Below are 24560 nucleotides of genomic sequence, written 5' to 3'. Positions count from 1 at the left end.
CACCATACGGACAGCACGCTCGCGAACTTCGGAAGAATATTTGTTTGATTTGTTCATGGTGGCTCCATTTTACTAAGTTAAAGGAGCCTCCACGATTCCCGGGGCGATTCAGTTGTTCGATCCCTGCGTTAACACGCATGTCGGTGCGTGGATACTCGCGCAAAACATTAGCCGTCTCGGTTACGGCTGGGATGCGATCGGGGCATATAACGCCCGCTCACCGGAAAAGCGCGCGGCCTATGCCCGCCGGGTTGCCGCGAAGGCCAAGGCATGGTGATCCTGAAATACCTTGCTGCTCTTCCGTCCATAGCCTTGATCCTGATTGGCTGCGCAAGTACGCCTCCGTCAAGCCTGATGCCAAGAGCGCAAGACAGCATCGCCTGGATTGATCGCCAGTTCAAAACCTGTAGCGGCAAAGACTGCCCGACACCCACGCGCAAGACTTTGGCGGTAGTTGTACTTCCCCCCGCACCTAAAGAAGCGACGCTTCCCATTGCCGAGGTTCCCAAGATCGAACCTCCCGCCGTCCCAAGCGATGAGACGGTAACGGCAACTGTTCTTTTCGAGTTTGCAAAGGATGCTCCCTCCACCGACGGGCGACTGGCACTCAATCGCCTCGCGGCCATCGCCGCTCACGCCAAGCACATCGAGCTTGAAGGCAAAACCGACGACATCGGCAGCAAAGCTTACAACGATCGTCTTGCCCAGCGTCGAGCTGAGTTCGTCCGTACATGGCTCCTCAATCATGGAGTCGCAGCAGAAGTGGTGGTTCGTGCCGAGGGGTTGTGCTGCTACCTCGATACGTCGCCCACCGAAATGGCACGCCGAAACAACCGGCGCGTCGAGGTGCGCCTTGTCATCCGGCAAGACGCGGTCAGCAACAGCAAGGGAGCGCAATGAAGTGAAATTACCACACAACAAAGGCTTCATCCGGGACGTGGTTATCGCTGGCGGGTTCATCGCCATCGGCATCCTCGCCCCCGGATCGCCCATCGAAAATGGATTCGAAGCCCATCTGGGAGGCATCTCGGTCGGTCTCGGTATGGGATGGCTCATCAAGTGTTTTATTGACCTGAAAGGGGATAGCAATGCAAAGCAAGCGTAATTTGGTTATGGGCGTAGTGGCGCTCGTCCTGCTGACCGCTGCCACTGGTGCGATGGCGGGAACCACGGGCACTGAGTTCCAAAGCCTCTACACCTGGCTGACAGGGTTGGTGCAGGGCTACTTCGGCAAAGCCGCAGCGGTGGCCGCGATTGGTTTGGGCGCACTGTTTTCGCTGGCGCGGCTGAATCCTATCGCCATCCTGTCCGGTATCGGCTTCGCAGTGTTCCTGCAATACGCGCCGACTATCGCGTCGGGCATCCTGACCGCGACGATCTGAGGCCGGAGACCGCTGCGTGGACGAGACAGGTTACATCCCGAAATCCCTTGAAGCGCAGGAGCGCTTCATGTGGTGGGATTTCGATCAGGCCATCCTGTTCCTGTTGCTCATGGGGATGGGGGTGATCTCCGGCGCCATGCTGGCGGGAATGGTTTTCGGGGGGCTGGTAGCTTGGCAATACGGGCGGCTCAAGACCGGGAAGCATCCGAAGTTCGCGTTGCATGCGCTTTATTGGTGGCTGCCGAGCTGGATTGTAATTCGCGCCCGCGCGACCCCGCCATCTCATCATCGCTACTTCCTGGGGTGACCAATGAAGTTCAGCAAATTTACCGCCGAACGGGACAACCAGCGCGCAGAGATTTTGTTCATGCGGATCGCAGTTGGCGGTCTCGTGCTGGCATTGCTCGCCAATGCCGGTGCATCGCTCAGCGTGGCGGGTTCGGAGAGAACCATTCTGGTGCCTCCCGAGGTACACAAGACCTTCTGGGTCAGCGGCCAGAAGGTTTCCGCAGAGTACCTCCAGGAAATGGCTTACTGGTATGCGGGGCTTGCCCTCAATGTGACACCGTATGTGGCTGAGCACCAGAAGAACCTGTTCCTGAAATATGCCGCTCCGAGCGAATACGGGCACCTTCAGGCCGAGTATGGCGCGCGTACAGAATTCATCCGCAGGAACAATGCCTCTACCCAGTTCTCGCCGCAATCGGTGATACCGGACGAGGTGGCCATGAAAGTGGCGCTTGCCGGCGTTCTCCTGACCTGGGTCGGGGACAAGAAAGCCTCAGAGAAGCAGACCACTTACGTCGTCGGCTTTCAATATCTCAATGGGAGACTCCATGTATCCGAGTTCAAGGAAACCAGTGACCAGGATCCGTTTGGTGCAGGCAATGGCACTAACGGGCATGGCTAATATGCCACCACCAATAATGAAGCCAGATATGCCCGCTTCCCTCACCCCAACCCTCTCCCGCAAGCGGGCGAGGGGGCAAAATCACCCTCACCTCAATCCTCTCCCGCTAGCGGGAGAGGAAGCGAACGAGAAAATCAATTGTCATTTCCTGAATCGCTTCGCGAGTTTCGCACTAACGCTGCTCCTCGGTAGCATCTCTGCCCCGGCTTTCTCCGGGCAGTATCTTGAGGGCAGCCCGGATGACGGGTTGATTGCCACCGTGTCGCGCAGCGAGCCCAACCTTATCCGCGTCGAAGGCCGCAAGATTCGCCGCATTCAGGGCGTCGAGGGCGAGTTTCTCGTCACCCCGGACAAAGAGACCGGCGCAGCTTACCTCAAGCCGAATACTGACAAGCCAATCTTCAGCGTCTTTGTCGCCGACGATGCCGGTCGCCACTGGAAGCTCACGCTCAAGGTTGCCGATGTGCCCGCCGAAACACTGGTCATCCGTGACCGCAATCGCACGCGGGTCGAGGGGAAAGCATTCAATACCGACGACTCTCGCAACTCCGCGATACGCCGCGTGATGCTGGCGCTTGAGCGGGATGCAGAACCAGAAGACATGACCGCCAGAGACACTCTGGAGATCGTCCCGCTCTGGAACGAAGTCCGCTTCGTTCTTGTAAGGACACTGGAGGGCGCCTTGCTCGGAGAAAAATACCAGCTGACCAATGTCTCTTCGTCGCGAATGGTCATCGACGAGCGCGAATTCTACCGGCGCGGCGTCTTGGCCGTCATGGTGGACTCGCTTGAACTGGAGCCTGGCGAAGCGACCAATGTCATGGTGGTGTTGGAGGGGCGTGATGGCTGAAGCGCCGAAGAACCGGATCGCGGCTGCGGTTTCCAATTTGTCGCCCAAGCGTCGCCAGTACCTGATTCTGGTGCTCGGTGCATCGGTTTTCCTGCTGCTTGTTTTCGGTGGCGTGGCGATCTGGGACAAGCCTGTTCAACTTCCACAGGGTACGTCTCAAGCCCGCCCGCAGCCCATGCCCATTAATGCGCCCGGTGCCCAAGCCGATCCGCGCGACATCTGGATGAGCAAGTCCTCGGAACAGATGCGGCAGATGGAGGACATGATCCAGGGATTGCGTCAACAGGTCGACACTATCGAGAAAAAGCCGCCGCCCGCGAACAACGTCCAATTTCCGCCAATGTCCATGCCTCCGGCGCCAGCACCGATGCCGCTCGAGGCACGGTCGATGGCTTTGCTGCTCCCCCCACTCGTAAAGCCGGAGATGGAAGGCAAAACCAGCGAGCCTCCGCCTGCGCCCAGGCCTCCGGGAATTGCCTCGTTCGAGGTGAGCGAGGGCAAGGTGATCGCCCCGGAAGCGGTTCATAAAACAGCCGAAAACAATGGCGGGCGCAGCTACGTACCCTCGGGTTCTTTTTTTCGGGCAGCGCTGTTAGGCGGGCTGGACGCGCCCACTGGCGGCCAGGCACAGAGCAACCCGCACCCTATCTTGATGCGGGCGCAAGACAACGCCTTTCTGCCCAACCGCTATCGTTTCAAGGTCAAGGAGTGTTTCGCGCTGGGGGCGAGCTACGGGGACATCAGCGCCGAGCGTGCCTACATTCGTCTCGAATCGCTGTCCTGCGTGCGCCACGATGGCAAGGCCATCGACGTTCCGGTGAAAGGTTACGTCGTGGGTGAAGACGGTAAGGCCGGTATGCGTGGCCGGCTCGTCAGCAAGCAGGGGCAGGTGCTGGCCAATGCCTTGCTGGCCGGGATTGGTGCCGGTATCGGCCAGGCATTCCAGCAGAGCGCCACCACTGTGTCCACCAACCCGCTTGGGTCGATCGGCACGGTGGATTCCGGCAAGCAATTGCAGGCGGGGGTAGGGGTCGGGGTCGGCAAGGCGCTCGACCGCCTTTCCCAGTATTACATCACGCTTGCCGAAAAGATGTTCCCGATCATCGAAGTCGATGCAGGTCGTACGGTTGACGTGGTGTTCACCAAAGGCTTTTCTCTCGACGCGGGTAACGGGGGCAATGAGGCAGATAACTACACCGATATCTGGCGTCGGGGCCGCGAAGTCCAGAACAAACCCATCGAACCCTACAAGGAGTGACCCATGCAGTTCAATCGACCACTGTTCAAACGCCTGCCCATACTTTTCGGATTGATGCTGTCGATGGCTGCGCAGGCCGATGATGGCGCCGAGAGCCTGGAAAAACGTCTCAAGGGCTTGTATCCGGCAACCCGGATCGAGCGAGTCCAAACCTCGGAGATTCCGGTTCTCTACGAGGTAACGATGGGCAAAAATTCGGCTTATACCGACGCGACCGGGCGCTATTTCGTCTTCGGCCATCTCTTCGACATGAATACACAGCGCGACCTAACCGCCGAGCGCATGGAAAAGCAGCAACGCATCGACTTCTCCCAGTTGCCGTTGGGTGATGCCATCAAGACGGTGCACGGCAAAGGAGAGCGGGTGCTGGCAGTGTTTTCCGATCCGGACTGCCCGTACTGCAAGCGGCTCGAGGCCGAGTTAGACAAGCTGGACAACGTCACGCTCTACATTTTCCCCTATCCCCTGGAAGGCTTGCACCCAGAGGCCGTGGACAAGGCCATCGCGGTTTGGTGCGCGCCGGACCGCGCCCGCGCCTGGGCCGATTTCATGAAAACCGGCAAGGTGCCAGCGAAGCGGAACTGCGAGAACCAAATACAACGGAACATCCAACTGGCGCAGCGGCTTGGTATCAATGGAACTCCGACCATGCTTTCCGCCGACGGGCGCATGTTGCCCGGCGCTGCTCCCGGTGATCGCATTGAGCAATGGCTTGCAGAGAGTCGGCCATGAGAATCAGGTACTGGCTTGTGAGTCCGTTATTGCTTGCGCTGACCGGATGCGCGGGCACGATGTCGGGACTGGATGGGCAGGGAAAATTTTCCTGCAAGGCGCCGGACGGCATTTCATGCGCATCGCTCTCCGGCGTCTATGCCAATGCCGTACAGAATAATCTGCCAGGCCAGCGACCATACATCGAAGTCGCCAAGAGCGAGTCGGCAGCACCAAAAATTGCGCATCAGGCACCGAGTTCGGGCGAGCCAATCCGCAGCGTCCAGAAGGTGCGACGCGTGTGGCTTGCGCCGTGGGAGGATGACGAGGAGGTGTTTCACGACCAGTCGTACTTTTATCTCGTCGTCGATCCGGGGCGCTGGCAGGTCGAGCATTCGCGGCGCATGGCCAGCGAAGGTTACCGGCCCGTTGTGCCGCCGAAAATTTTTACGCCTGCTGCGCCCAATGCCGGCGAGAGGCAGCCGTTGCGGATGGAGCGCAGCAATCCTGCCGCACCGCCCAATGCGATGTTTCCTCAACAGGGGCGTGAGAATCCACCCGCCGGCGGGGAGGTGGACTGATGGGATGGTCTGATGCGCTTCGCGCGGCTTTCCTGCCGGAACGGACGGCGGGGGCCGATCATTTACCCCGGCAATTATTGCAGGAAATTTCGCAGATGCCGCGCCTCACCGGGATTCTTCCCTACCTGGCATGGCAGGAGGATACCCGACTGTTTGTCCTAGATCAGGGCGGGTTCGGCGAGCGGGAAGAGCACGCCATCGGCTTTTGTATCGAGACCTTGCCTCAGACCGGTGCCAGCGACGAAATGGAAAAGGTGCTCGCCAGCCTCTTCGTCTCCTGCCCGCCGGGGACGGGCATCCAGATTACCCTCTACGGCAGCCCACATATCCTTCCCGTGCTTCGTGCGCAGGCTAACCTCCTGCCGTCTTCTGTGGCGGCCGATGACGCGGGTTTTGAAGAACGGCGTCATGGAAATATCTTCCGGCTCCTTGCACGTCAGCGAATCGACCACTACCTGAAGGGCACTGGCCAGTCCATCTTCGCCCACCAGACCTATCTGCTGCGGGATTTCCGTTCGGTGATCTCTATCACCTTGCCGCTCGATCCAGAATCACCGGCAGCTGTCGATGAGGCGCTACGTATCCGGGAAAGCGTTCACGCCACGCTCAAGTCAGCCCACCTGACGGGGCACGATTGGGGGCCGGGCGAGCTCATGAACTTCACGGCTGATTTTTTCGATCACTCACGCCTTTTCGCAGGAGGTGCGGTGCGCTCTATCGAATGGAACGAAAGCCTGCCGCTGCGCGATCAACTCTCCGATCTGGAAATCGCTTCCCGCGTGGGGGATGGAGACATCCGTTTCCGCAAGGCTGGCGGCGATGAGTCCGCCCTGCAACTATTCTCGGTGCGCCAGTATCCGCGTTACTTCCGGCTCTCCGGCATGAACTACATGATCGGCGACCCGTATCAGCTTGCATTGTCCATGCCGTGCCCCTTCCTGATCACGATGGGCGCAGTTTCGCTCGACTATGAGTCGGCGCGGACCAAGGCACAGATGAAGGCGGCGCGTGCAACGCAGAGCGCCGGTTCCTACATGGCGCACTTTCAGCCCGACCTCCAGGAGCGCAAGCGCGATTGGGACATGGTGCTCAAGACCTTCGACAGCGGACGGACAGTGGTCGGCATGTATCACCAGATCGCTCTCGCCGCCAAGGTGGAGGATGCCTCTCGCTGCGAACACGCCGTGCGCGCCGTGTGGCGGGCGCGCGGCTTCGATCTCACCAAGGACTTCTATTTGCAGCACCAAGCCCTGACGGCGGCGCTACCCATGACTCTGGCGCCGGGGCTTCAGGCTGACCTCCGGCAATTCGGCAGAATCAACACCAAGACGGCGGATAACGCGGTTATGACATCGCCGCTGATCGCCGAGTGGAAGGGGACGCAGACTCCGGTAATGACGCTTTTCGGCAGGCGCGGACAAATCATCGGCTTCGATCTCTTCGACAATACCGGCGGCAATTTCAATTTTGCCGTGGCAGCACTCTCCGGTTCCGGCAAGTCGGTGTTCGTCAATGAGATGACCTATCGCTATCTTGGTGCAGGCGCAAAGGTGTGGATCATCGACGTGGGCCGCTCCTACAAGAATCTGTGCGAGTTGCTGGATGGCGAGTTCATCGAGTTCTCGGATGAACAACAGAACACCATCTGCCTCAATCCATTTTCCATGATCATCGACATCAGCGCCGACATGGAAATGATCCTGCCCCTGATCGCCCAGATGGCAAGCCCACGGGAGCCGCTAGACAACTACGGATACACGGCACTTGGTTCGGCCATCAAGCGGGTGTGGGACGCCAAGGGGCGCGAGGCAACCATCACCGACATCTATGAACTGCTCAAGACGGGCCGTTTGTCTGTGGAGGGAGAATACGAGCGCGACCTCAGCCGCTTGGCCACAGCTTTGGAGCCTTATACACGCCATGGCGTTTACGCGAGCTACTTTGAAGGGGAGGCCAATATCCAGTTCGACAAGGATTTTGTTGTTCTGGAGCTGGAGGAACTGAAATCCAAGAAGGATCTCCAGTCGGTGGTGATGCAGCTCATCATGTATCGCATCACCCAGGAGATGTACCGTGATCGTTCCCGGCGCAAGCTCGTCATCATCGACGAAAGCTGGGATCTCATGGGGTCGGGCGCCAGCGGCAGTTTCATCGAGGCCGGGTATCGCCGCGCCCGCAAGTATGGCGGTGCGTTCGGCACCATTACCCAGTCGGTTGACGACTACTACAAGAACGAGGCGACCAAGGCCGCGATCAACAATGCCGACTGGTTGTTTCTGCTGCGCCAGAAACCCGAAAACATCGAGCGCCTGGGCAAGGAAGGCAAGCTGTCTCTGGATGAATGGCTGAAGCGTCAGCTTGGTTCCGTCAGCACCGAGCACGGCCATTTTTCTGAAATCTACATCCACTCGCCGATGGGTTCTGGCTTGGGGCGGCTCCTGCTCGATCCCTTCTCGATGCTCGTCTATTCCACCCGCGCCGAAGACTACGAAGCCATCAAACGCCTGCGGGAGCAGGGGCTGACGGTCTCGGAAGCCATCGAACGCCTCGTCATTGAACGCGCATCACCATAAGGCAGATTAGTCATGAGTCTTTTGAAAATACAAATGTTCACCGTGGCCGTTACGCTGATGTTGTGGGCATGTATCACCGCGTTATGTCTGTATTTCTGGCCTGTGGAGATTCCACGATTTGCTCGCGTGGATATTGGTGCCATCGTTTTTCAACAACGGCAATCCCTGGTGCAGCGCGTCAAACCGGGAATGGATGCCGCTGAACAGGCGAAGCTGTTCGAAGATGCCAAAGCCTTCGGTGTGCGTCTGGATGCTGCCCTTGAACAAGTGGCTAGGGAGTGCCAGTGCGCCCTGATCAATACGGCGGCGCTGCTCAAGGCAGCATCGGCTACAGCAATCCCGGACTTGTCAGTGCGGGTGTCGGACATCCTGAAGCAACCGGCCTCTGGCGCATCGGCGCGATGATCGATGCGTATCGCTCTCCTGTTCGTGCTTTGTTTCTTCATCAATGCTGCGTCAGCGAACAGCAGCATTGAGTACGACTCCATCTGGCGCTGCGACGAGAATCGCTTCAACTGGTATTGCGATATTCCACCCGATGCAGAGCCGGACGAGGATGCTACCGAAAAGCCAAAACCCAAGGTGACCAGTGAAGAGGATGAGGCTGTTGCGGCCCTGAAGAAGTTGAGAGAGGATGCGGAGCGGAAGAGGGCGCTCGCCATCGTCAAGCCGACGCCGGAGAATCTCAAAAGCTACATCGTGACCCAGGAAGCACTGATGGACAGGGCTTCTGTGTTTTCGGACGTTTGGCGCCGGGTCATTTGGGCCAATCCGGAACTCAACTATCAGTTGCGGAACCCGTCCAACAATGCGGCCATTCAGGTGCATGACGCCCAGCGGTCGCTCAAGGAAACTGACACTCTTGCGAGCTTAAACAAGGAATGGGGCATTTTCTTCATATTCAGGTCGGACTGCCCCTACTGTCATCGCATGGCGCCCACGCTGAAGTTACTGTCCGAGCAATACGGGATAGTTGTGTTTCCTGTTTCTCTGGATGGAGGCGGCTTGCCAGAATTTCCCAATCCGTCGCGGGACAACGGTATGGCAGCATCTATCGGGGCCAGTGTCGTTCCACTCATGGTGCTGGGGAACGTCAAGGATCACCGTCTGCTCCCGATTGGATCGGGTGTGCTTTCGGCTCAGGAGATCGTCGAGCGGATATACATCCTGACCCAAACACGCCCCGGCGAACTTTATTGAGGTTGACCATGAATAGTCCATGTCTCCATCGAATTATTGCCGCCACACTTGCCCTTTCGATCTTTGCCAATTCGGCAAATGCCAATGTCTCACAGTCCATGCAGGACTGGTTCGACCAGATCGGCGCCTACGGAAATGTGACGGGGCCAAACGCTTATCGCGGGCAGACGATGAATTTTTATTCTGGCGGCAGCCTCTATATGCGCACCCCGGTGCGCAACTACCAGTTGGCAAGTATTTCGCCGCCGTCATTTCGGGCGGGGTGCGGCGGGATTGATTTGTTTGCCGGTTCATTCTCCTTCATCAACAAAGAACAGTTCGTCACCCTGTTGCGAAACATCGGCAACAACGCCATCGGCGCAGCATTCAACATGGCCTTGTGCTCGATGTCGCCTGACCTCTGTGATCTTCTGAAGTACCTGCAAGACCAGTCAACGAAAATGAACAATCTCAATATCAACTCCTGCCAAGCGGCGGAAGGGATCGTCGCTGCGGCGGGCAGCATGCTGACGGACAAGACACAGGAGAAGGAGGGGAAGACAGCCGGTGCTAACCTGAACATGTTCGGGGATGTGTTCGAGTCATGGGACGAGTGGAAGAAAAGCAGCGCCACGGCCAAGAGCATCAGGACGGCAGCCAAGAATTCGTCACAGGGATACAAGGAGCTTTTCGATCCCGGCAACGTCGTGTGGCGTTCACTGTCTCGGGTTTCAGGTATCACAGACGACACCAGAGAGTTATTGATGAGCCTGACCGGCACCATCATCGTGACTCCGCCCGGCGAGAATGCCGATGATAAAGCGAAGTGGACGTATATGCCCGGCGGCAACCTGACCTTCCGCCAATTCGTCGGCGACGGCGGTTCGGCGTCTGTCAGCCTGCCCGGCCTCAAGTGCGGTGTGGATACGGTGGATTGCATGATGCCGACCTATTCGGACAGCGCCTTTACCGTGATGCCGTTCTCCCGGCAAGTCAGAACCCGAATCGCTGCGATGCGGGACAAGATTATCAATCGGGATGCCATGGGGCAATCCAATCTGGACACAGCCATGATCGGCAATTCCTCCCTGCCGGTCTGGAAGATGCTTTCGGTATCCAGCAGTATCCCTGGAGGCGACCGGATTACCGAGGACTACTCGCAACTCATCGCCGTGGATGTGGCTTATGCCTACTTCACGAATCTTTCAAAGACACTTCGCGGTGCTCTACAGAGCGAGACGGGGAAGAGCGGCCCCGATGCGGTCGCAGCTTCGGAAAAAATTCTCGTCCGTATCAACGAGATCGAGCAGGAAGCCAGGGACATGTTGCGTGCCGAATACCAGAAGGGTATGCAGGTCGCGGAAATGAGCCGTTCGCTCCAGCTTCTGCATCAAAACCTCAATGCCGGGATGCCGACCAACATCTTCCAGTCCATGATGGTCTTCAACCGGTAGATCGGGCAGAACCGGAATGTACGAGGTCTATGCCTATTGGAACGTCGCGGAGCTGGAGGCGATGTTCAACGCCGTCGCTTCCGTCATGGGCAGCGGCGACTACCTCGGTTTGCTGCGCACCATGGCAATCGTGGGAATAATCGTCGTCGTCATCGCAACTCTGACCGGAAGGGAGCGGCTTGATGGCATGTGGAAGTGGCTTTTCTTCCTGGCCATCTTCCAATCCATGCTGCTGATTCCCAAGGTGACGGTGACCATCGTCGATCGCACCGGGAATGAGCCGCCGCGAGCGGTCGCCAATGTGCCCATTGGCTTGGGTGCCTTCGCGCACAGCATGAGCAAGGTAGGGGACTGGCTGACCGGAGCCTTCGAGACCGTATTCTCGCTTCCTGATGATGTGAAGTTTCGCAAGAACGGCACCTTGTTTGGTCATCGGGTGTTATCAGAGCGCCTTGCCGTCAAGAGCGGCAATCCCGTTCTGACCAGCAACCTGCTGGAGTTTTACCGGGAGTGCGTCGCGCCGGATCTGGCCACCGGCTACATCCGCATGAAAGAGGATATCCTGGAGGTCAACAACGTCTGGGTCAGCCTGAACGGGAAGACAAACCCTGCGCGACTGGTGACTTTGCGCGACACGACGGACCCGACCGTGATGAGCACGGTCGGCTGCGATGTCGCGTATCAGAGTCTCACCACCCAGATCAATGCGGAATCGAGCCGCCAGATCACCTTGCTTGGTTCTCGTCTCTACCCGAAAATGAGTCAGGCAGATGCCGGGACGGCGATAGTTGGCTCCCTGGCAACCTCGACCAACTATCTTCTGGGGGTTTCGGCTTCGGCACAGGATGCGGTCAAGCAGGCCATCGTCGCCAACTTCATGATCGATGCCCAGTACATGCTGCCCGCACAGATTGGAGACGCGGCCAGCGCCCAGACCAACCTTGCGATGGCGCAGTCGCTACGGTCAACCAGCGACTCCTACAAGTTGATGGCGCGGGTCGCTGAATCCACGATGCCCAAGGTGCGCAATGCCATCGAACTGGTCCAGTACGCGATTTTTCCGGTCTTCCTGCTGTTTGTGGTGCTCAGCGGGCATCAGGCCGGGGGCATCATCAAGTCTTACGCGACCAGCCTGTTCTGGATTCAGCTCTGGGCACCGCTTTATGCCGTGATGAACTTCATCATCACGATGTATTCGAGAAGCCAATACACGAATGGAAGCGCCGGGAATGGCTTGTCCATCGAGCAGATGAGCTTCCTCAATACCGCCATCGTCAGCGATCAGGCAATTGCGGGGATGCTGGTCATATCCATTCCGGCCATTGCGGCCGCCATCGTGAAAGGTGGCGAGGCCGGCTTGCAGTCCGTCGCCGGTCTGGTGGCGCCCCCACGCGACCCGGAGAAGATCGCCAGCGGCTTGGCCATGGGCAACATGCAGATGGGCAACGCCTCCCTTAACAATGTCAGCCACGACACCATGAAGGGCCTGGCGGTCGATATGAACCCCAGCCTGCGGCAGGGAATGACCAACTATCAGGCGCGGGGAGGATTCGATTACAGCCATTTTTCCGGTGGCGGCTTCGTCGTCAAGCAGGCGAAAAGTGATGTCCGCGCCGACATGGCGCTCAACGATTCACTGGGTGCTGCTGCGAAAGAGAATTACGAACGCTCCCAACAGGCAACGCAGCAGCAATCTGCTGAGTACGCTGAAAGTGCCCTCGCGGCACTCAAGCAGGAGGCTGGGTTTGAAAGAAGTCACGCCAAGGGCAGCAGTGACACGACAGGATACCGCCACGGCACCGGGTCGAGCCAGAGCACCGAGGCCAATGAAACCATGCGTCAGGTCGATCAGTGGGCCAGAAAACTCGGCGTCAGCGAAAAGGTCGCGATGGAGCTCATGGTCGGCGCCTCGATGGGCATGAGCACGCCAAAACTTTTGGAGATCGCCGGGCTTCGTGGCGGTGTGGAAGTGTCGGCCAAGATGCGCAACTCTGCCGATTCAACGCGAGCCTTGGAGGAGATGGCCCAGTACGCCAAGGAATCGAGCTTCGGAAAGAAGGTAGGCACCGTAATCGACAACGGATGGGAACGCAATTACCGAACCAGCGATGAGGGCAAGACTGCCGGCAGCGATGGTATGCGAGCGTCCTTGGACCATGCACGGCAATCGCGCGATGCTTTCAGCGCATCAATGCAGGAAACGGAAGGGCACCGGCAGATGTGGGAGCTTTCTCACAGCGGCCAGCTTGGGTCGAATCTTCAACTCCAGGATCACTTCATCAAGGATTTCCTGCTGCCGAAACTTGAGTACAACTACGAAAAGTTTCAGGGGGTCATGGGGGATCCGCACAAACTCAGGCCATACATCGAGGAATACACCGCGCTGAACTACGACCGGATGCTGGGTGAAATGGCCGGACATGTTCAGGGGGCCGAGACGATCCAGGTGCGGCATGAGGCGAACCTAGTTGGTGTGTCTGGACGTGACTCTGTCGAGTCAGCGGGAGGTGATTATCTGGGGCAGGTGAAAGGAAGTGCTGGACGTGCAGGTGTTAACCCGCAAGGTCTACCAAGCGATAAAGCCAAGCAGACAGCGATGCATGATTATTCCAGAAACGCGACTGAGGTTAATGGTCGTGAGGAGAGGGCAGGGCAGACCCATCAGCAGAATGCAACATCGTCCAATTTCCGCAAATTAAAACCAGAATCTATTGCGGGCAAGGGAATGGAGCTTACGGAAAATGCGGCGGATGCGGCAAATCGTGTGGTCAAGGGAGTGACCGGGCCGAACCCAGGCAAATATATTCAGGAAACCCTTAAAGGGAAAAATAGCAAGTAAGGGGCGAGGTTCTGCTGTAGGCATACCAGAAAGTTGCTCGATTTCAGTTTCCTTATGGACTGTTTTGCTGAAAAACCAAGACGGGGTCGCTTGTTGGTAGCTCAAGAATAGTTCCTGCCAGGTAGGTTAATAACGAGTGTGTCTGGCCCTGTGCGCGTGTAGATTGACCGTCGATCTTTCAGTAGTGATAGGCACGTCTGAAATTTAACAGTAGCCCATAGCCCGGATTCAGTTGTAGTCGTACTAACTACAAGGCGCATTCAGTTTTCACGGATGACCGCTATCCCACGATACGTCACTCGCGAAGCACCAATACTGTTCATGTTAGGATAGTTACGTTCGCCACTCGTCGAAGTGATTTGGTCTGATCCATGATAGGAAAAATAATCTCAATACGTACCACTCCATTTGCAGAAAATGCTTGGATCGTTCCCTGGTGCGCCTCGACGATAGATTTTGTGATTGCAAGTCCGAGGCCAGCGCCATCGCTGGCTTTTTGACGCGAAGAATCGACACGGTAAAATCGCTCAAACAGTCGGGGAAGATGTTCCGGTGGGATGTTTTCACCCGGGTTCTCAAAAGTGAGTCGAACTTTTCCGGGTTCTGCCTCCGGATTGATGATTACCTTGACCGTAGCGTGGCGCGATGTGTGTCTGATGGCATTTGAGAGCAAATTGCTCAAAGCCCGGCGGAGCATTAGTCTGTCCCCCCGAACTGTGCCCTTTCCCACAAGAGTCAGGCTGACGTCTTGCTCCTCTGCATACGCTTCATAGAAACCGAATAACTCTCGTACTTCCGTGGGCAAATCCACCGTTTCGCAGTTCGGCATGATCAGGCCGTTGTCAGCCTTTGCCAGGAAAAGCATATCGGCAATCATGCGTGCCAGTCTCTCATATTCTTCTAGGTTCGAATACAGCACTTCACGATATTCATCTGCCGATCTTTCCTTGGATGCGGCTACCTGCGTCTGTGTCATCAGATTGCTGATAGGTGTTCGTAATTCGTGGGCCAGATCGGACGAAAAATCGGACAAGCGCCGGAATGAATCTTCAAGTCGGGTCAGCATTTCATTGAATGCAATCGCAAGATCTGCCAATTCTGGCGGGACAGCGTCGGACGAAAGGCGGGCACCTAAGTGGCTGATGGAAATACCCTTTGCCACATCCGTCATCTTATGGACTGGAGCCAACCCTCGGCGTGCGGCAAGCCAGCCCAGAACTATAGTTAGCACGATGGCTGCGGCGATCGCCAGCCATAGGTTATTTCGAAATGCATTCATGAAAGCGCGGTGATGCTGGATGTTGACCGCAAGCGCAACAATGAACGGCGGCTGGCCGGAAATTTTAGTGGCGGCTTCCGCAGAGATACCGCGGTATGCTTCTTCCCCTTGTTTCCACATCACGAGCTTTGCGCTCCTGGATGAATTTCCATGAGGTGGTTGTTCAAGCAGGTGGGTAGCAAATTTCGCGTTTGGCGAAGCGAACAACAAGCGACGATCCGGCCCAAGAACCACAACCGATAAATCGTGATGCCCGATCAATGCGTCAGAAAGACTCTGCGGAACAGTCGCAAGATCGGATGGAGTATGCACTTTAGCTAATGCATGGCGGACAAGTTCCAGTTTGCCATTGAGCTCCATCAGGTCTTGTTCCTCGAAGTGCGATTCCACCAGAGTTCCGACCAGTGTGCCTACCACGATAAGTACAATGGTCGAGGCTGTTGAAAAAAACAGCGTGAGGCGGGAGGTGATCGACTTGGGTCTCATAGTGACCCCGGAATTTCCAGGACATAACCCATGCCCCTAAGTGTTCGGATGAGCTTGGGCTCGAAATCATCGTCAATTTTTGCACGCAAACGGCGCATTGCGACCTCTATCACGTTGGTGTCGCTATCAAAGTTCATGTCCCATACCTGGGATGCGATCAGCGAACGGGGAAGTACTTCGCCCTGGCGTCGCAGCAATAACTCGAGCAGAGCGAATTCCTTGGCCGTAAGGTCGATACGTTTCCCTGCTCGTGTCACCTTGCGCCGAATGATATCCAGTTCCAGATCGGCGGCCTGAAGCAGCTCCGGTTCCTTGCTCTTGCCGCGGCGCAACAGCGTGCGCACCCGTGCCAGCAATTCCGAAAAGGCGAACGGTTTGACGAGGTAATCGTCAGCGCCGAGTTCCAGTCCTTTTACCCTATCTTCGATCTGGTCGCGAGAGGTGAGGAACAACACGGGCATATTCTTGCCCGCCTGCCGAATTCGCTGGAGTACCTGCCATCCGTTGATTCCGGGCAACATGACATCAAGCACGACGAGATCGTAGTCGTCAGTCATCGCCAGATGCATGCCATCGAGACCGTCGCGCTCCAAGTCCACCATAAAGCCTGCCTCGGACAGGCCTTGCTTCAGATAATCGCCGGTTTTCTGTTCGTCTTCGACTATCAGAATTTTCATCTTGCTCTCCTCATGTATTTTTCCCACATGCCTATTGTGCGCGCAGTTAAGGAACAGTTCACGAAAATTACAAATTTGTAATGTTGCTGTCAGCTATCGGTAAAGGATCTAAAGGCACAATGGTAACCAACAAGAGGATGCAAGCGTTAAGCAACGCATTACATTCTGGCTGATGTTTATCAGCTTTCTGTTTTTAAATTAAAAATAGGAATCAGTAGTGTCCGGTTAAAAGTCGAACAAATTTAGTTGGTTATAAAAATCCGTCTGATCTGTGAACTGCCCACTGCCTGCGAAGGCTTGTGATAGCTGGGTTTTCTCAAAAACAGACACCGATAAAATCTGTAGCAAAGAGTAGAGAGAGGCATCAAGTTGAAGCTCCTTTTTGACAATAGCGATCAGCACGTAAGTGGAGACAGCGCACCAGATTTGCGTCTTCACCGCGTTCTCGCTGTTGCCGATGAAACGCTTGATGCGCAGATGCTGCTTGATCCACTTGAAGAACAGTTCCACCTGCCAACGGCTCTTGTAAAGCGCGGCAATCGTCAATGCGGGCAAAGCGGTATTGTTGGTCAGGAACACCAGCGTCTTGCCGGATTCCGGGTCTTTGAAACGGATGCGCCGCAACTGCTCTGGATAATCCTGAGAGATGTAGAAGCCGTTCAGTACGATGCGCTGGTCGCAGATGATGCCCGTGTTCCGGTCTGTGGGCATCGAGTACACCCTGCGCGCATCCATACCGCGCTTGGCTCGGGTGACGAAGAACGCGCCTGCCTGATGCAGTGCGTACAGCCGACTGAAATCCAGATACCCACGATCCATCACATAGAACGCCCCGGCCTCGAAGGCCAGCATATCCAGCACATTGACTTCGTGTGTCTTGCCGTCCGAGATATGGATGAAAGCCGGAATGTTGCCGCGCAGATCGAGCAGCGTATGCAGCTTGACCGCTGCCTTGGCAGTACGAAACGGCGCCCATGGAAACAGAGACAGGCACAAGTCTATGGTCGTGGCATCCAGCGCGTAGACAGTGTTGTCCAGATCGATACCGAAGCTGTCGTTGCAGTACAGCTTGCGCGCATGCCGGATGAGCAAGGCGGCCAAATCCGCCCAGATGCGCCAGTCGCGTCCCTCGTTGGCATCGGCCAGTGTCGAACGCCTGATCGGCGAACGAAAGCCCATGCTGTAAAGCTTCGTCTGATTCGCCAGCAAACAGGTTTCGATATCTCGCAAACTCTCGCGGTAAGTCAGTTGAGCGAATGCCATGGCACGGAATTGCTCGGTGCAGGCCAGGCTGCGCACTCTGGAATCGCCGCCATAGCGTGTCACGATGCGCGCAAAGCTGGTCCACGGAACGAACTCCATGATCTGCGCGAACAGCGTCTTGCCTATGTTCATAGATCACCTCCAAAGAATTCAATCTCTGGAAGTTACTTGAACCGGAATATGGGTAAACTGATTTCAAATCGGCACCAAAATAAATCGCTCTGCAAGCCCCGCCAATACACAATATTGGCTCGGGAATTCGTAAGTTAACCGGACACTACTGTTATTCCAAATATTTGTCCGCACTACGAGCGCATGGCTATCCCCATGCACAACACGAAAAAGGAGTAGCAAAAATGAAACGGTATCAAACAGGAGAGGTTATGTTGGCGATGATGGTCGTGTTGCTGGCTGTCATGTGGCTGGGAAGCGGGCACATGGGGATGATGGGAATGGGGCATGGTGGCGGACATGCTGATAAATCGGGGCAGACCGAGCAGCAGACGAAGGCCGAACCACCCGTGCCCTCTGCACCGAAAGAGTCGCCTGAACATCAGCACTGAACAATTGGGGGAGCAAAAACCATGATCGAAATTATTCCAAATTTTCATCCGGCATTGGTGCATTTTCCGATCGCATTTACTTCGGCTGCAGTAGCCTTCATCGCCGTCGGCACGGTATTCAGAAGCTGGCCTTATGCGGCGCAATGCCTGATGACGGGGCGTTGGATGTTATGGGGCGCGGCCTTGTTTGCGCTCATCGCCGCCGTGTTCGGCTGGTTCGCCTTCAACAGCGTTGCGCATGATGAAGTGAGCCATGCCGCCATGAAAGTGCATCGTAATTGGGCGCTGGGCGCATTGGCCGCATTGCTTGCGGTCGCAGCTTGGGATGTGTGGCGCGGGCGTTCCGGCAAGATGCCATCGCCAGTTTTGCTGGTTTTGCTGTTTGCAGCATGGCTGCTGGTGATGAGCACGGCGTGGCATGGTGCAGAACTGGTGTATCGCCATGGCCTTGGCGTGATGTCCCTGCCCAAAGCGGAGGGGACGGGCCATGCCCATGAGCATGGCGCAGGCCATGGCGACATGCCCATACAAGGTGCAGGCACGCTGCATGAGGATGTCCACGCACATAATTACGATGGCACTGCAAAAGTCGAACACCCACATGATGCGGAGCCAGATCGAAATGCTCCCGCTACGGACGGCGCAGGCACGGCGCCCAAAAAGGCTGGACACACCCATGCTTCAGGGACGCCGCCACATAAGGATTAACGTGATGAACAGGAGAATGGAATGAAAAAGCAAGTTTTGATTTTGGGGTTGTTATTGTCAGGTGCGGCGCTGCCGGCGTTCGCTGGGCAGCCGATGGCCGGGATGGAGATGCAGGAAAAAACTGTGCAGGCCAGCCATCAGGGCACGGGCAAGGTGGTGGCCGTGGATCGTGCGAAACTGAGCATCAAGCTGGCGCATGAGCCGATCAAATCGCTCGGCTGGCCGGGCATGACGATGGACTTCAACGTGGCGAACGCCTCGCTGCTGGATGGCCTCAAAGAAGGCGACACGGTGCAGTTTGATCTGGGGAAAACCAAACCGGATGATCTGGCATGGGTAATCGTCAAAATCAAGCGCAAGTAATAAACGGTTAGCCCAGATTATGAATGACCACTTTGTGCCGGATATCGATAGCGTTGAAATAGCGCCGCTATTGGAGCAATACGGCTCACCCCTGTTCATTGTTTCGGAAAAAACCTTGCGCGAAAATGTGCGCCGCCTGCGTCGCGCCTTCGCTGCCCGTTGGCCGCGAATCCGCCACGGCTGGTCGTACAAGACTAACTATCTCGGGGTGATCTGCAACATCCTGCATCAGGAAGGCTCATGGGCCGAGGTGGTTTCCGAATTCGAGTACCGGAAGGCGCGCGCCAACGGTGTGCCCGGTTCGCACATTATTTTCAACGGGCCGTGGAAACCGGACGGCATACTCGAACAAGCGGTGCAGGAAGGGGCGACCATCCATTTCGATCATCTCGACGAACTCTATGCGCTGGAGCAAATCGCCTGCAAGCTCGGCACGCAGGCGCCTGTCGGCATCCGGCTTAATTTCGACACCGGCTACGCCGATTCATCGAGCCGCTTCGGGTTCAATATCGAATCCGGCGCTGCCAGGGACGCGGTACAGCGCATAGCCGCGAGCCGCTGGCTGAAGCTCACCGGCCTGCACAGCCACATTGGCACCTTCGTGCTCGACGTGCGTGCCTATGCCGCCCAAATTCGCATCATGACCGGCTTCATGGAGGAAGTTGAGCGCGATACCGGCTGCATCATCGAATACCTCGACATCGGCGGCGGTTTCGCATCGCGCAATGCGCGGCAAGGACTTTGTCTTCCGCCCGGCCATGTGGTGCCGAGTTTCGAGCAGTATGCGGAAACCATCTGCGGCGCACTGATGGAGGCGACACGCGAAAGGAGCGCTGCCGGGAAACCTTTGCCGGTGCTGGTGCTGGAAACCGGGCGCGCGATTGTTGATGACGCGGAAACGCTGGTGGCTACAGTCGTGGGCGGCAAGCGGTTGCCGGACGGGCGGCGCGCGGCAATTCTCGATGCCGGGGTCAACATACTGTTCACCGCCTTATGGTATGACCACGAGGTCAAGCCGTTGCGCCCGCTCGACGGCATCGTCGAGGAGACAGTGCTGTATGGCCCGCTGTGCATGAACATGGATGTCGTACGCGCCCAGATCATGCTGCCGCCGCTCAACGTGGGCGAGAGCCTGGCGATCCGTCCTGTCGGCGCTTATAACAATACGCATTGGATGCAGTTTAGCCAACTGCGGCCTGCGGTCGTGATGGTCACGCAGAGCGGACGCGTGGAGGTACTCAGGGCGTCCGAACAACTGCAAGATGTGAGCGGCCTGGAAAAAGTGCCGGATGTGCTGCACCAGCCCTTTCCACAGGGTTTGCCGGAGTAAATTGTATTTCAGCCACAGATTGACATGGATGCACATCTGGGTACGGTTTGCCTTTTCATCTGTTTATTGTCGTTGTTATTACTTAAAAGGAGAGCAATATGCGTAAAGTAGCTGTAATGGTAATTCTGTTGGTATTGAGCGGCTGTGCTGGGATGTATGACGGCACGGGGAAAGGTGGCGGTGAGCGGAAGAGTGGCGGTAGTTCTCACCAACATTAGGGTGGCAGTGCGACGCAATCAATTTGCCGAACTGATTGTGTTGCACCTGGACAAGGTTTACGGCAGCCATCTAACCAAAACTTTTATGTGAAGGAGACAAAACATGAGTACCAATATCAAGAGCAGCAAAGCCAAAGCAGGAACCAATCTGTCCGAAGAGCAACGGCAGCAATATATTGAGGTTGCCGCGTATCATATTGCTGAGAGGCGTGGATTCAATGGCGGTTGTGATTTAGACAATTGGTTGGTTGCAGAAGCGGAAATCGATCAGTTGCTGGCTGATGGTAATCAAGCGTAGGTGGGCGCCTGACCAAAAGATTCAAGACTGGCAACACCCAAACTATCACCTTATTAATTTTGACAGGAGCATTCACCATGAAAAAGCAATCCATCCATAAAATGATTGCCACCATCGCTGTTTGCAGCATCGGTTTTCTATCCGTATCTGCTGATGCAGGACAAGACGAATTCCAGCGGCAGATGATCCAGCAAGTCCAGCAGGCCAAGCAGAAATTGAAACAGGCCGAGGCCGCCAAGGGGGCGGAGCGCCAAAAGCTGATGGGGGAACACATGAAAATGATGAAGGAAACCATGGAAAAAATGCAGGCCATGAAACCGAAAACTGGTATGTCGATGCAGGAGCACGAAGAGTGGATCAACCAGCACCAGAAGCTCATGGAGGATCTGATGGGCCAGATGATGCAAGAACATCACTTGATGATGGAAAAGTGAAAGGTGGCTGATGCATGACACGGCCCGCCTTGCGAGCGGGCCAATCTTGCTACAAAAAGGGCGGCGCATATGTTCACCAAGTGTAGGGTGGCCAGCAAGTTTGGTCACGCTGATTGAGCAAAACGCGGCGAGAAAACTTCGCCATTTCAGACGGTGAGGCCATTTGAAGCACGCTTGGTTAAAATTTTTTAGGAGAATAGAATGAAAAGGTTTATTGGCAGTAATTTTTCCTGGCTGCGGGGCAGCCTGCTATTTCTGATCGCATATTTATTGTTGCCATCGGTCGCCCAGGCGGTACCAAGTTTTGCCAGGCAAACTGGTATGGAGTGCTCGTCATGCCACACTGTTTACCCGGAGCTAACCCCCTTTGGACGGCAGTTCAAGCTAAGAGGCTATACTCTCGGCGAATTGAATGCGGAAAATTCGCCGACCGGAAAACTACCGATCGCCGCTCTGCTGCAGATTTCCAGAACTGAAACAGCCCAAACCAACACCCCGGGCGCAATGCCATCTGATTTTCCCAATGATCGCAAGACACTGGTACAGGCTGCCGGCCTCTATTATGCGGGGAAAATTACTGATAACGCGGGCGCCCTGGTGCAGTATTCCTACGACGGTTTTGAGAAGCGTTGGGCGGTTGAAATGGCAGATATTCGCTATGCCAACTCGTCAACGCTCACAAGCGGAAAGGAGTTGCTCTATGGCGTGACACTGAGCAATAATCCAACCATCACAGACCCTTATAACTCCACGTCAATGTGGGGGTTTCCATATACTTCAGACGCTGGTGTGATGCCGGCAGCAGGGCCGATTATTGACATGGCGCTGGCGGCAAAGGTGGCGGGTCCGGGCGTTTATGCGCTCTATGATGATTGGTTATATGCAGAAGTAGCCGCATATCGTTCGACCAAGGTGGGTGCTTTTCGGCCTTTAGGTTGGGGGAACTGGTCGGAAACAGGCAATGTTGTAGACGGTTATGCTCCCTATTGGCGCGTTGCAGTACAACGAGAAATCGACGGCAAGCACAGCGTTTCACTTGGAGCTTTTGGGCTTGATGCAAAAGTATTTCCTGGAGAAAACACGAGCGGGGGTACTGATCGTTTCCGTGATTACGGAATAGACGGCCAGTACCAATACATCACCGACGAACACATCCTCAGCTTGCAAGGGCGATACACCGAGGAGCGGCAAACCCGTTCGGAGAGCTTCGTGAATATGGAGGCCAGCAATCTGAATAACGATCTGACCTCTCTCAAGCTGGGGGGAAACTATTATTTCAAGCGCCAGTATGGAATCCGGACGCAATACTTCAACACTACCGGAAGTTCCGATGACAGCCTCTATAACATGGGAGGTATGCCCGCTCCGGTAATGGGAAGCGCCAATGCCAATCCGGGAACCAGTGGCTGGGTCAATGAACTTGTTTACCTGCCGTTGCCTCAAACCACGCTCTCGCTTCGGTATACCAGTTACAGCAGATTCAACGGGGCATCGACCAATTACGATGGTAACGGTCGAAACGCGAAGGACAACAATTCGATTTATCTTCTTGCGTGGGTTTTGTTCTAAGGAGGTGTGATGAAATACGCTACCAAGCCTATGCTCGGCATTGACGGTGCAAGCATTCCTGACTATCTCCGGGATGTCTATCACTGGGCATATATTTCCGAACGCTCGGCGCATTGGCTTGACCGTAACTGGGTCGTGCGCCTTCTGCTGTTTGGTAATGACAAGCGGTTGATGTGCGCATTTCTTGATCGCATCCAGCCGGGTGCGAAGGTCTGGCTCGTCGCTAACGTGTACGGTGACTTAATTTACCGCGCGGCAGATAAAATCGGACCGAATGGTTGCTTCGTGCTAACGGATGTGTTGCACACTCAGGTGTTGCGTGCAAATGCCAAGCTCGCCAATCGGCAGCAGGCGCGTGTGGTGTTGTCTGATGCGGCGAGCTATCCGGCGACAGAGAAATTTAATTTGATCTGCAGCTTCTTTCTCCTGCACGAGGTGCCGGATGCACGTAAGTGTGCGATTCTGAATCATCTGCTCGATACACTGCCGCCTGAGGGTGAACTTATTATGGTTGACTACCATCGGCCACGCGCTTGGAACCCCGCTGGCTGGATTCTCAGGCTGGTAAATCGCTGGCTAGAGCCATACGCGGATGCGCTGTGGCGGCACGAACTGTCTTCATACGCGAGAGCACCAGATAGTTTCGCTTGGACTAAGCACACGTTGTTCGGCGGGTTGTACCAAGTAGTGAGTGTACGCCGCCATTTGGGTAGGCATTAAAAATGCTTCGGAGGTTGGTAATAGGATTCTGTTTTCTGCCTGATCTGAAAACCGAGTTTCCACTGGCCAGTTAAAATTTTTATTTTGGAAACTCACTAAATCGTAAAAATCATGTTAGCCGCCCTCCCCAATAATCCTCGAGAGCTCCACCACTATCTGATTACAAGATTTTTTGTTTCAGGAATAGCGATCAGCGTGCTGGTCGGTGCATTTGTTTATTATCTGGAAAACTGGCGAGTTGAAAAGATGGCCTTTGAACAAGCGGCGTTAAGTGTCAGACATTTTGACTCCCCTGAAATGCGAAAATTGGTTGCAGCAGATAATCAAATGAGTCAACTTGAACTCGCCAAATTATTGGAGAACTCCAGCTTTTCAGGCATTCGTATTTTCGATCTTTCCGGGAAGTTGTTGATGGAGGTATGGGGGCGTGAGGCAACAAATCTTCGATCTTCTGTTCAAGCACATCGGCATGATTTCCCGAAACCGGGCAAGCATCACAATAACTGGCTGATGAATGGGGAGGAAGATTTTGTACAAGTTGTCATCCCATTGCTGGATTCGAAGAATATGACTGAAGCGTATTTCGAAGGTGTCTATCGCCTCGATACCGGAACGCAATACGCGAGAAAACATCAGGCGCGTAATGCCGTGCTGACTTCTTTTGCGGCGGTAATTTTAGCCTTGTTTTTGCTCTACCGAGTTTTGCTTGGATTGACTCGACGTTCCGAGTCCTTGTCACAGTCGCTTTTGGATTCAAACGTAGAATTACTGCAATCATTAGGTAGCGCTATTGCCAAACGAGATGCTGAATCGCCCCGGATTTCGTGGAGGCTGTCTGGTTTAAGTAACGCAGGCAGAATCCGTATTGGCTGACTGCCGATAGTATTGTGCCTCAGCTTCTGCGGGCGGTATATA

General features: G+C 55.6%; 27 protein-coding genes. 24 read left to right on the top strand and 3 right to left on the bottom strand.

What is annotated here, in order from left to right; genetic code table 11:
• Positions 1-112: 112 nt before the first annotated feature.
• From ACYPYQ_RS13045 to ACYPYQ_RS12975, 15 genes are read left to right on the top strand one after another with little or no spacing between them, the layout of a single operon-like run.
• Complete coding sequence (locus tag ACYPYQ_RS13045; RefSeq protein WP_459724341.1) at positions 113-277, top strand: transglycosylase SLT domain-containing protein; 165 nt, start codon at positions 113-115, stop codon at positions 275-277.
• Entirely contained in the window at positions 271-900 is a 630-nt protein-coding gene (locus ACYPYQ_RS13040; protein WP_459724340.1) for an OmpA family protein, read from the top strand. The genes ACYPYQ_RS13045 and ACYPYQ_RS13040 overlap by 7 nt, the downstream gene beginning before the upstream one ends.
• Position 901: 1 nt before the next feature.
• Positions 902-1105 (top strand): hypothetical protein, encoded by a 204-nt coding sequence (locus tag ACYPYQ_RS13035; protein WP_459724339.1) that lies wholly within the window; start codon positions 902-904, stop codon positions 1103-1105.
• Positions 1089-1382, top strand: a complete 294-nt coding sequence (traA, locus tag ACYPYQ_RS13030; protein WP_459724338.1) for a TraA family conjugative transfer protein — start codon at positions 1089-1091, stop codon at positions 1380-1382. Before ACYPYQ_RS13035 ends, traA begins: the two co-directional genes overlap by 17 nt.
• 16 nt (positions 1383-1398) lie before the next feature.
• A complete protein-coding gene (gene traL / locus ACYPYQ_RS13025) occupies positions 1399-1689 on the top strand; it encodes a type IV conjugative transfer system protein TraL (protein ID WP_459724336.1) in 291 nt (96 codons plus the stop codon).
• Between the two features lie 3 nt (positions 1690-1692).
• On the top strand, positions 1693-2292 hold the full coding sequence (gene traE, locus ACYPYQ_RS13020; RefSeq protein WP_459724335.1) for a type IV conjugative transfer system protein TraE: 600 nt from the start codon (positions 1693-1695) through the stop codon (positions 2290-2292).
• A gap of 28 nt (positions 2293-2320) precedes the next feature.
• Complete coding sequence (locus ACYPYQ_RS13015) at positions 2321-3142, top strand: type-F conjugative transfer system secretin TraK (RefSeq protein WP_459724334.1); 822 nt, start codon at positions 2321-2323, stop codon at positions 3140-3142.
• Positions 3135-4400 carry a TraB/VirB10 family protein gene (locus ACYPYQ_RS13010; RefSeq protein ID WP_459724333.1) on the top strand — a complete coding sequence of 422 codons (1266 nt, stop codon included), beginning with the start codon at positions 3135-3137 and terminating at the stop codon, positions 4398-4400. Before ACYPYQ_RS13015 ends, ACYPYQ_RS13010 begins: the two co-directional genes overlap by 8 nt.
• Before the next feature lie 3 nt (positions 4401-4403).
• Positions 4404-5132 (top strand): DsbC family protein, encoded by a 729-nt coding sequence (locus ACYPYQ_RS13005; protein ID WP_459724332.1) that lies wholly within the window; start codon positions 4404-4406, stop codon positions 5130-5132.
• Positions 5129-5692 carry a TraV family lipoprotein gene (locus ACYPYQ_RS13000; protein WP_459724331.1) on the top strand — a complete coding sequence of 188 codons (564 nt, stop codon included), beginning with the start codon at positions 5129-5131 and terminating at the stop codon, positions 5690-5692. The genes ACYPYQ_RS13005 and ACYPYQ_RS13000 overlap by 4 nt, the downstream gene beginning before the upstream one ends.
• Positions 5692-8265, top strand: coding sequence for a type IV secretion system protein TraC (gene traC / locus ACYPYQ_RS12995; protein WP_459724330.1), 2574 nt, complete (start codon positions 5692-5694; stop codon positions 8263-8265). The genes ACYPYQ_RS13000 and traC overlap by 1 nt, the downstream gene beginning before the upstream one ends.
• A 12-nt stretch (positions 8266-8277) precedes the next feature.
• Complete coding sequence (locus ACYPYQ_RS12990; protein ID WP_459724329.1) at positions 8278-8670, top strand: hypothetical protein; 393 nt, start codon at positions 8278-8280, stop codon at positions 8668-8670.
• Between the two features lie 3 nt (positions 8671-8673).
• On the top strand, positions 8674-9465 hold the full coding sequence (locus ACYPYQ_RS12985) for a conjugal transfer protein TraF (RefSeq protein WP_459724328.1): 792 nt from the start codon (positions 8674-8676) through the stop codon (positions 9463-9465).
• 8 nt (positions 9466-9473) lie between these two features.
• Positions 9474-10898, top strand: coding sequence for a conjugal transfer protein TraH (locus tag ACYPYQ_RS12980; RefSeq protein ID WP_459724327.1), 1425 nt, complete (start codon positions 9474-9476; stop codon positions 10896-10898).
• Positions 10899-10914: 16 nt separating this feature from the next.
• Entirely contained in the window at positions 10915-13737 is a 2823-nt protein-coding gene (locus ACYPYQ_RS12975; RefSeq protein ID WP_459724326.1) for a conjugal transfer protein TraG N-terminal domain-containing protein, read from the top strand.
• Between the two features lie 319 nt (positions 13738-14056).
• Here the strand turns inward: ACYPYQ_RS12975 and ACYPYQ_RS12970 are convergent, their stop codons facing one another.
• The 3 genes from ACYPYQ_RS12970 to ACYPYQ_RS12960 form a co-directional block, all read right to left on the bottom strand.
• Positions 14057-15502, bottom strand: a complete 1446-nt coding sequence (locus ACYPYQ_RS12970) for a heavy metal sensor histidine kinase (RefSeq protein ID WP_459724324.1) — start codon at positions 15500-15502, stop codon at positions 14057-14059.
• Entirely contained in the window at positions 15499-16179 is a 681-nt protein-coding gene (locus ACYPYQ_RS12965; protein WP_459724323.1) for a heavy metal response regulator transcription factor, read from the bottom strand. Before ACYPYQ_RS12965 ends, ACYPYQ_RS12970 begins: the two co-directional genes overlap by 4 nt.
• 225 nt (positions 16180-16404) lie before the next feature.
• Positions 16405-17574, bottom strand: coding sequence for an IS4 family transposase (locus ACYPYQ_RS12960; RefSeq protein ID WP_459724322.1), 1170 nt, complete (start codon positions 17572-17574; stop codon positions 16405-16407).
• Positions 17575-17798: 224 nt separating this feature from the next.
• Here ACYPYQ_RS12960 and ACYPYQ_RS12955 point away from each other — a divergent pair, with 224 nt between their 5' ends.
• The 9 genes from ACYPYQ_RS12955 (at position 17799) to ACYPYQ_RS12915 (ending at position 24518) form a co-directional block, all read left to right on the top strand.
• Positions 17799-18005 carry a hypothetical protein gene (locus ACYPYQ_RS12955; protein WP_459724321.1) on the top strand — a complete coding sequence of 69 codons (207 nt, stop codon included), beginning with the start codon at positions 17799-17801 and terminating at the stop codon, positions 18003-18005.
• Between the two features lie 21 nt (positions 18006-18026).
• On the top strand, positions 18027-18713 hold the full coding sequence (locus ACYPYQ_RS12950; RefSeq protein WP_459724320.1) for a DUF2231 domain-containing protein: 687 nt from the start codon (positions 18027-18029) through the stop codon (positions 18711-18713).
• Positions 18714-18734: 21 nt separating this feature from the next.
• Positions 18735-19076 carry a copper-binding protein gene (locus ACYPYQ_RS12945; protein ID WP_459724319.1) on the top strand — a complete coding sequence of 114 codons (342 nt, stop codon included), beginning with the start codon at positions 18735-18737 and terminating at the stop codon, positions 19074-19076.
• 19 nt (positions 19077-19095) lie between these two features.
• A complete protein-coding gene (locus ACYPYQ_RS12940; RefSeq protein WP_459724318.1) occupies positions 19096-20406 on the top strand; it encodes an alanine racemase in 1311 nt (436 codons plus the stop codon).
• 321 nt (positions 20407-20727) lie between these two features.
• Positions 20728-20922: a DUF2934 domain-containing protein gene (locus ACYPYQ_RS12935; protein ID WP_459724317.1), complete on the top strand. Its 195-nt coding sequence runs from the start codon at positions 20728-20730 to the stop codon at positions 20920-20922.
• Positions 20923-20999: 77 nt separating this feature from the next.
• Positions 21000-21356 (top strand): hypothetical protein, encoded by a 357-nt coding sequence (locus ACYPYQ_RS12930; RefSeq protein ID WP_459724316.1) that lies wholly within the window; start codon positions 21000-21002, stop codon positions 21354-21356.
• Positions 21357-21557: 201 nt separating this feature from the next.
• Positions 21558-22925, top strand: a complete 1368-nt coding sequence (locus ACYPYQ_RS12925; RefSeq protein WP_459724315.1) for a cytochrome C — start codon at positions 21558-21560, stop codon at positions 22923-22925.
• Between the two features lie 9 nt (positions 22926-22934).
• The gene (rquA, locus tag ACYPYQ_RS12920; RefSeq protein WP_459724313.1) at positions 22935-23645 is read left to right on the top strand and encodes a rhodoquinone biosynthesis methyltransferase RquA; all 711 of its coding nucleotides are present in this window, start codon (positions 22935-22937) and stop codon (positions 23643-23645) included.
• A gap of 111 nt (positions 23646-23756) precedes the next feature.
• The gene (locus tag ACYPYQ_RS12915; protein ID WP_459724311.1) at positions 23757-24518 is read left to right on the top strand and encodes a hypothetical protein; all 762 of its coding nucleotides are present in this window, start codon (positions 23757-23759) and stop codon (positions 24516-24518) included.
• The last annotated feature ends 42 nt before the right edge of the window (positions 24519-24560 follow it).

This window comes from Sideroxyarcus sp. TK5, from assembly GCF_054601595.1.
Note: the sequence above shows the minus strand (reverse complement) of the source record. Positions and strands in the feature narration are given on the sequence as shown.

What these genes read in the sequence shown, in the direction of transcription:
- ACYPYQ_RS12945 (WP_459724319.1), top strand. Translation starts at nt 18,735, where the DNA reads ATGAAAAAGCAAGTTTTGATTTTGGGGTTGTTATTGTCAGGTGCGGCG.
- ACYPYQ_RS12985 (WP_459724328.1), top strand. Translation starts at nt 8,674, where the DNA reads ATGCGTATCGCTCTCCTGTTCGTGCTTTGTTTCTTCATCAATGCTGCG.
- ACYPYQ_RS12980 (WP_459724327.1), top strand. Translation starts at nt 9,474, where the DNA reads ATGAATAGTCCATGTCTCCATCGAATTATTGCCGCCACACTTGCCCTT.
- ACYPYQ_RS13040 (WP_459724340.1), top strand. Translation starts at nt 271, where the DNA reads ATGGTGATCCTGAAATACCTTGCTGCTCTTCCGTCCATAGCCTTGATC.
- traE (WP_459724335.1), top strand. Translation starts at nt 1,693, where the DNA reads ATGAAGTTCAGCAAATTTACCGCCGAACGGGACAACCAGCGCGCAGAG.
- ACYPYQ_RS12990 (WP_459724329.1), top strand. Translation starts at nt 8,278, where the DNA reads ATGAGTCTTTTGAAAATACAAATGTTCACCGTGGCCGTTACGCTGATG.
- ACYPYQ_RS12970 (WP_459724324.1), bottom strand. Translation starts at nt 15,502, where the DNA reads ATGAGACCCAAGTCGATCACCTCCCGCCTCACGCTGTTTTTTTCAACA.
- ACYPYQ_RS12940 (WP_459724318.1), top strand. Translation starts at nt 19,096, where the DNA reads ATGAATGACCACTTTGTGCCGGATATCGATAGCGTTGAAATAGCGCCG.
- ACYPYQ_RS12930 (WP_459724316.1), top strand. Translation starts at nt 21,000, where the DNA reads ATGAAAAAGCAATCCATCCATAAAATGATTGCCACCATCGCTGTTTGC.
- ACYPYQ_RS13010 (WP_459724333.1), top strand. Translation starts at nt 3,135, where the DNA reads ATGGCTGAAGCGCCGAAGAACCGGATCGCGGCTGCGGTTTCCAATTTG.
- ACYPYQ_RS13015 (WP_459724334.1), top strand. Translation starts at nt 2,321, where the DNA reads ATGCCCGCTTCCCTCACCCCAACCCTCTCCCGCAAGCGGGCGAGGGGG.
- ACYPYQ_RS12935 (WP_459724317.1), top strand. Translation starts at nt 20,728, where the DNA reads ATGAGTACCAATATCAAGAGCAGCAAAGCCAAAGCAGGAACCAATCTG.
- ACYPYQ_RS13000 (WP_459724331.1), top strand. Translation starts at nt 5,129, where the DNA reads ATGAGAATCAGGTACTGGCTTGTGAGTCCGTTATTGCTTGCGCTGACC.
- ACYPYQ_RS13005 (WP_459724332.1), top strand. Translation starts at nt 4,404, where the DNA reads ATGCAGTTCAATCGACCACTGTTCAAACGCCTGCCCATACTTTTCGGA.
- ACYPYQ_RS12975 (WP_459724326.1), top strand. Translation starts at nt 10,915, where the DNA reads ATGTACGAGGTCTATGCCTATTGGAACGTCGCGGAGCTGGAGGCGATG.
- traA (WP_459724338.1), top strand. Translation starts at nt 1,089, where the DNA reads ATGCAAAGCAAGCGTAATTTGGTTATGGGCGTAGTGGCGCTCGTCCTG.
- ACYPYQ_RS12965 (WP_459724323.1), bottom strand. Translation starts at nt 16,179, where the DNA reads ATGAAAATTCTGATAGTCGAAGACGAACAGAAAACCGGCGATTATCTG.
- ACYPYQ_RS12915 (WP_459724311.1), top strand. Translation starts at nt 23,757, where the DNA reads ATGTTAGCCGCCCTCCCCAATAATCCTCGAGAGCTCCACCACTATCTG.
- ACYPYQ_RS12950 (WP_459724320.1), top strand. Translation starts at nt 18,027, where the DNA reads ATGATCGAAATTATTCCAAATTTTCATCCGGCATTGGTGCATTTTCCG.
- ACYPYQ_RS12955 (WP_459724321.1), top strand. Translation starts at nt 17,799, where the DNA reads ATGAAACGGTATCAAACAGGAGAGGTTATGTTGGCGATGATGGTCGTG.
- rquA (WP_459724313.1), top strand. Translation starts at nt 22,935, where the DNA reads ATGAAATACGCTACCAAGCCTATGCTCGGCATTGACGGTGCAAGCATT.
- ACYPYQ_RS12925 (WP_459724315.1), top strand. Translation starts at nt 21,558, where the DNA reads ATGAAAAGGTTTATTGGCAGTAATTTTTCCTGGCTGCGGGGCAGCCTG.
- traC (WP_459724330.1), top strand. Translation starts at nt 5,692, where the DNA reads ATGGGATGGTCTGATGCGCTTCGCGCGGCTTTCCTGCCGGAACGGACG.
- ACYPYQ_RS12960 (WP_459724322.1), bottom strand. Translation starts at nt 17,574, where the DNA reads ATGAACATAGGCAAGACGCTGTTCGCGCAGATCATGGAGTTCGTTCCG.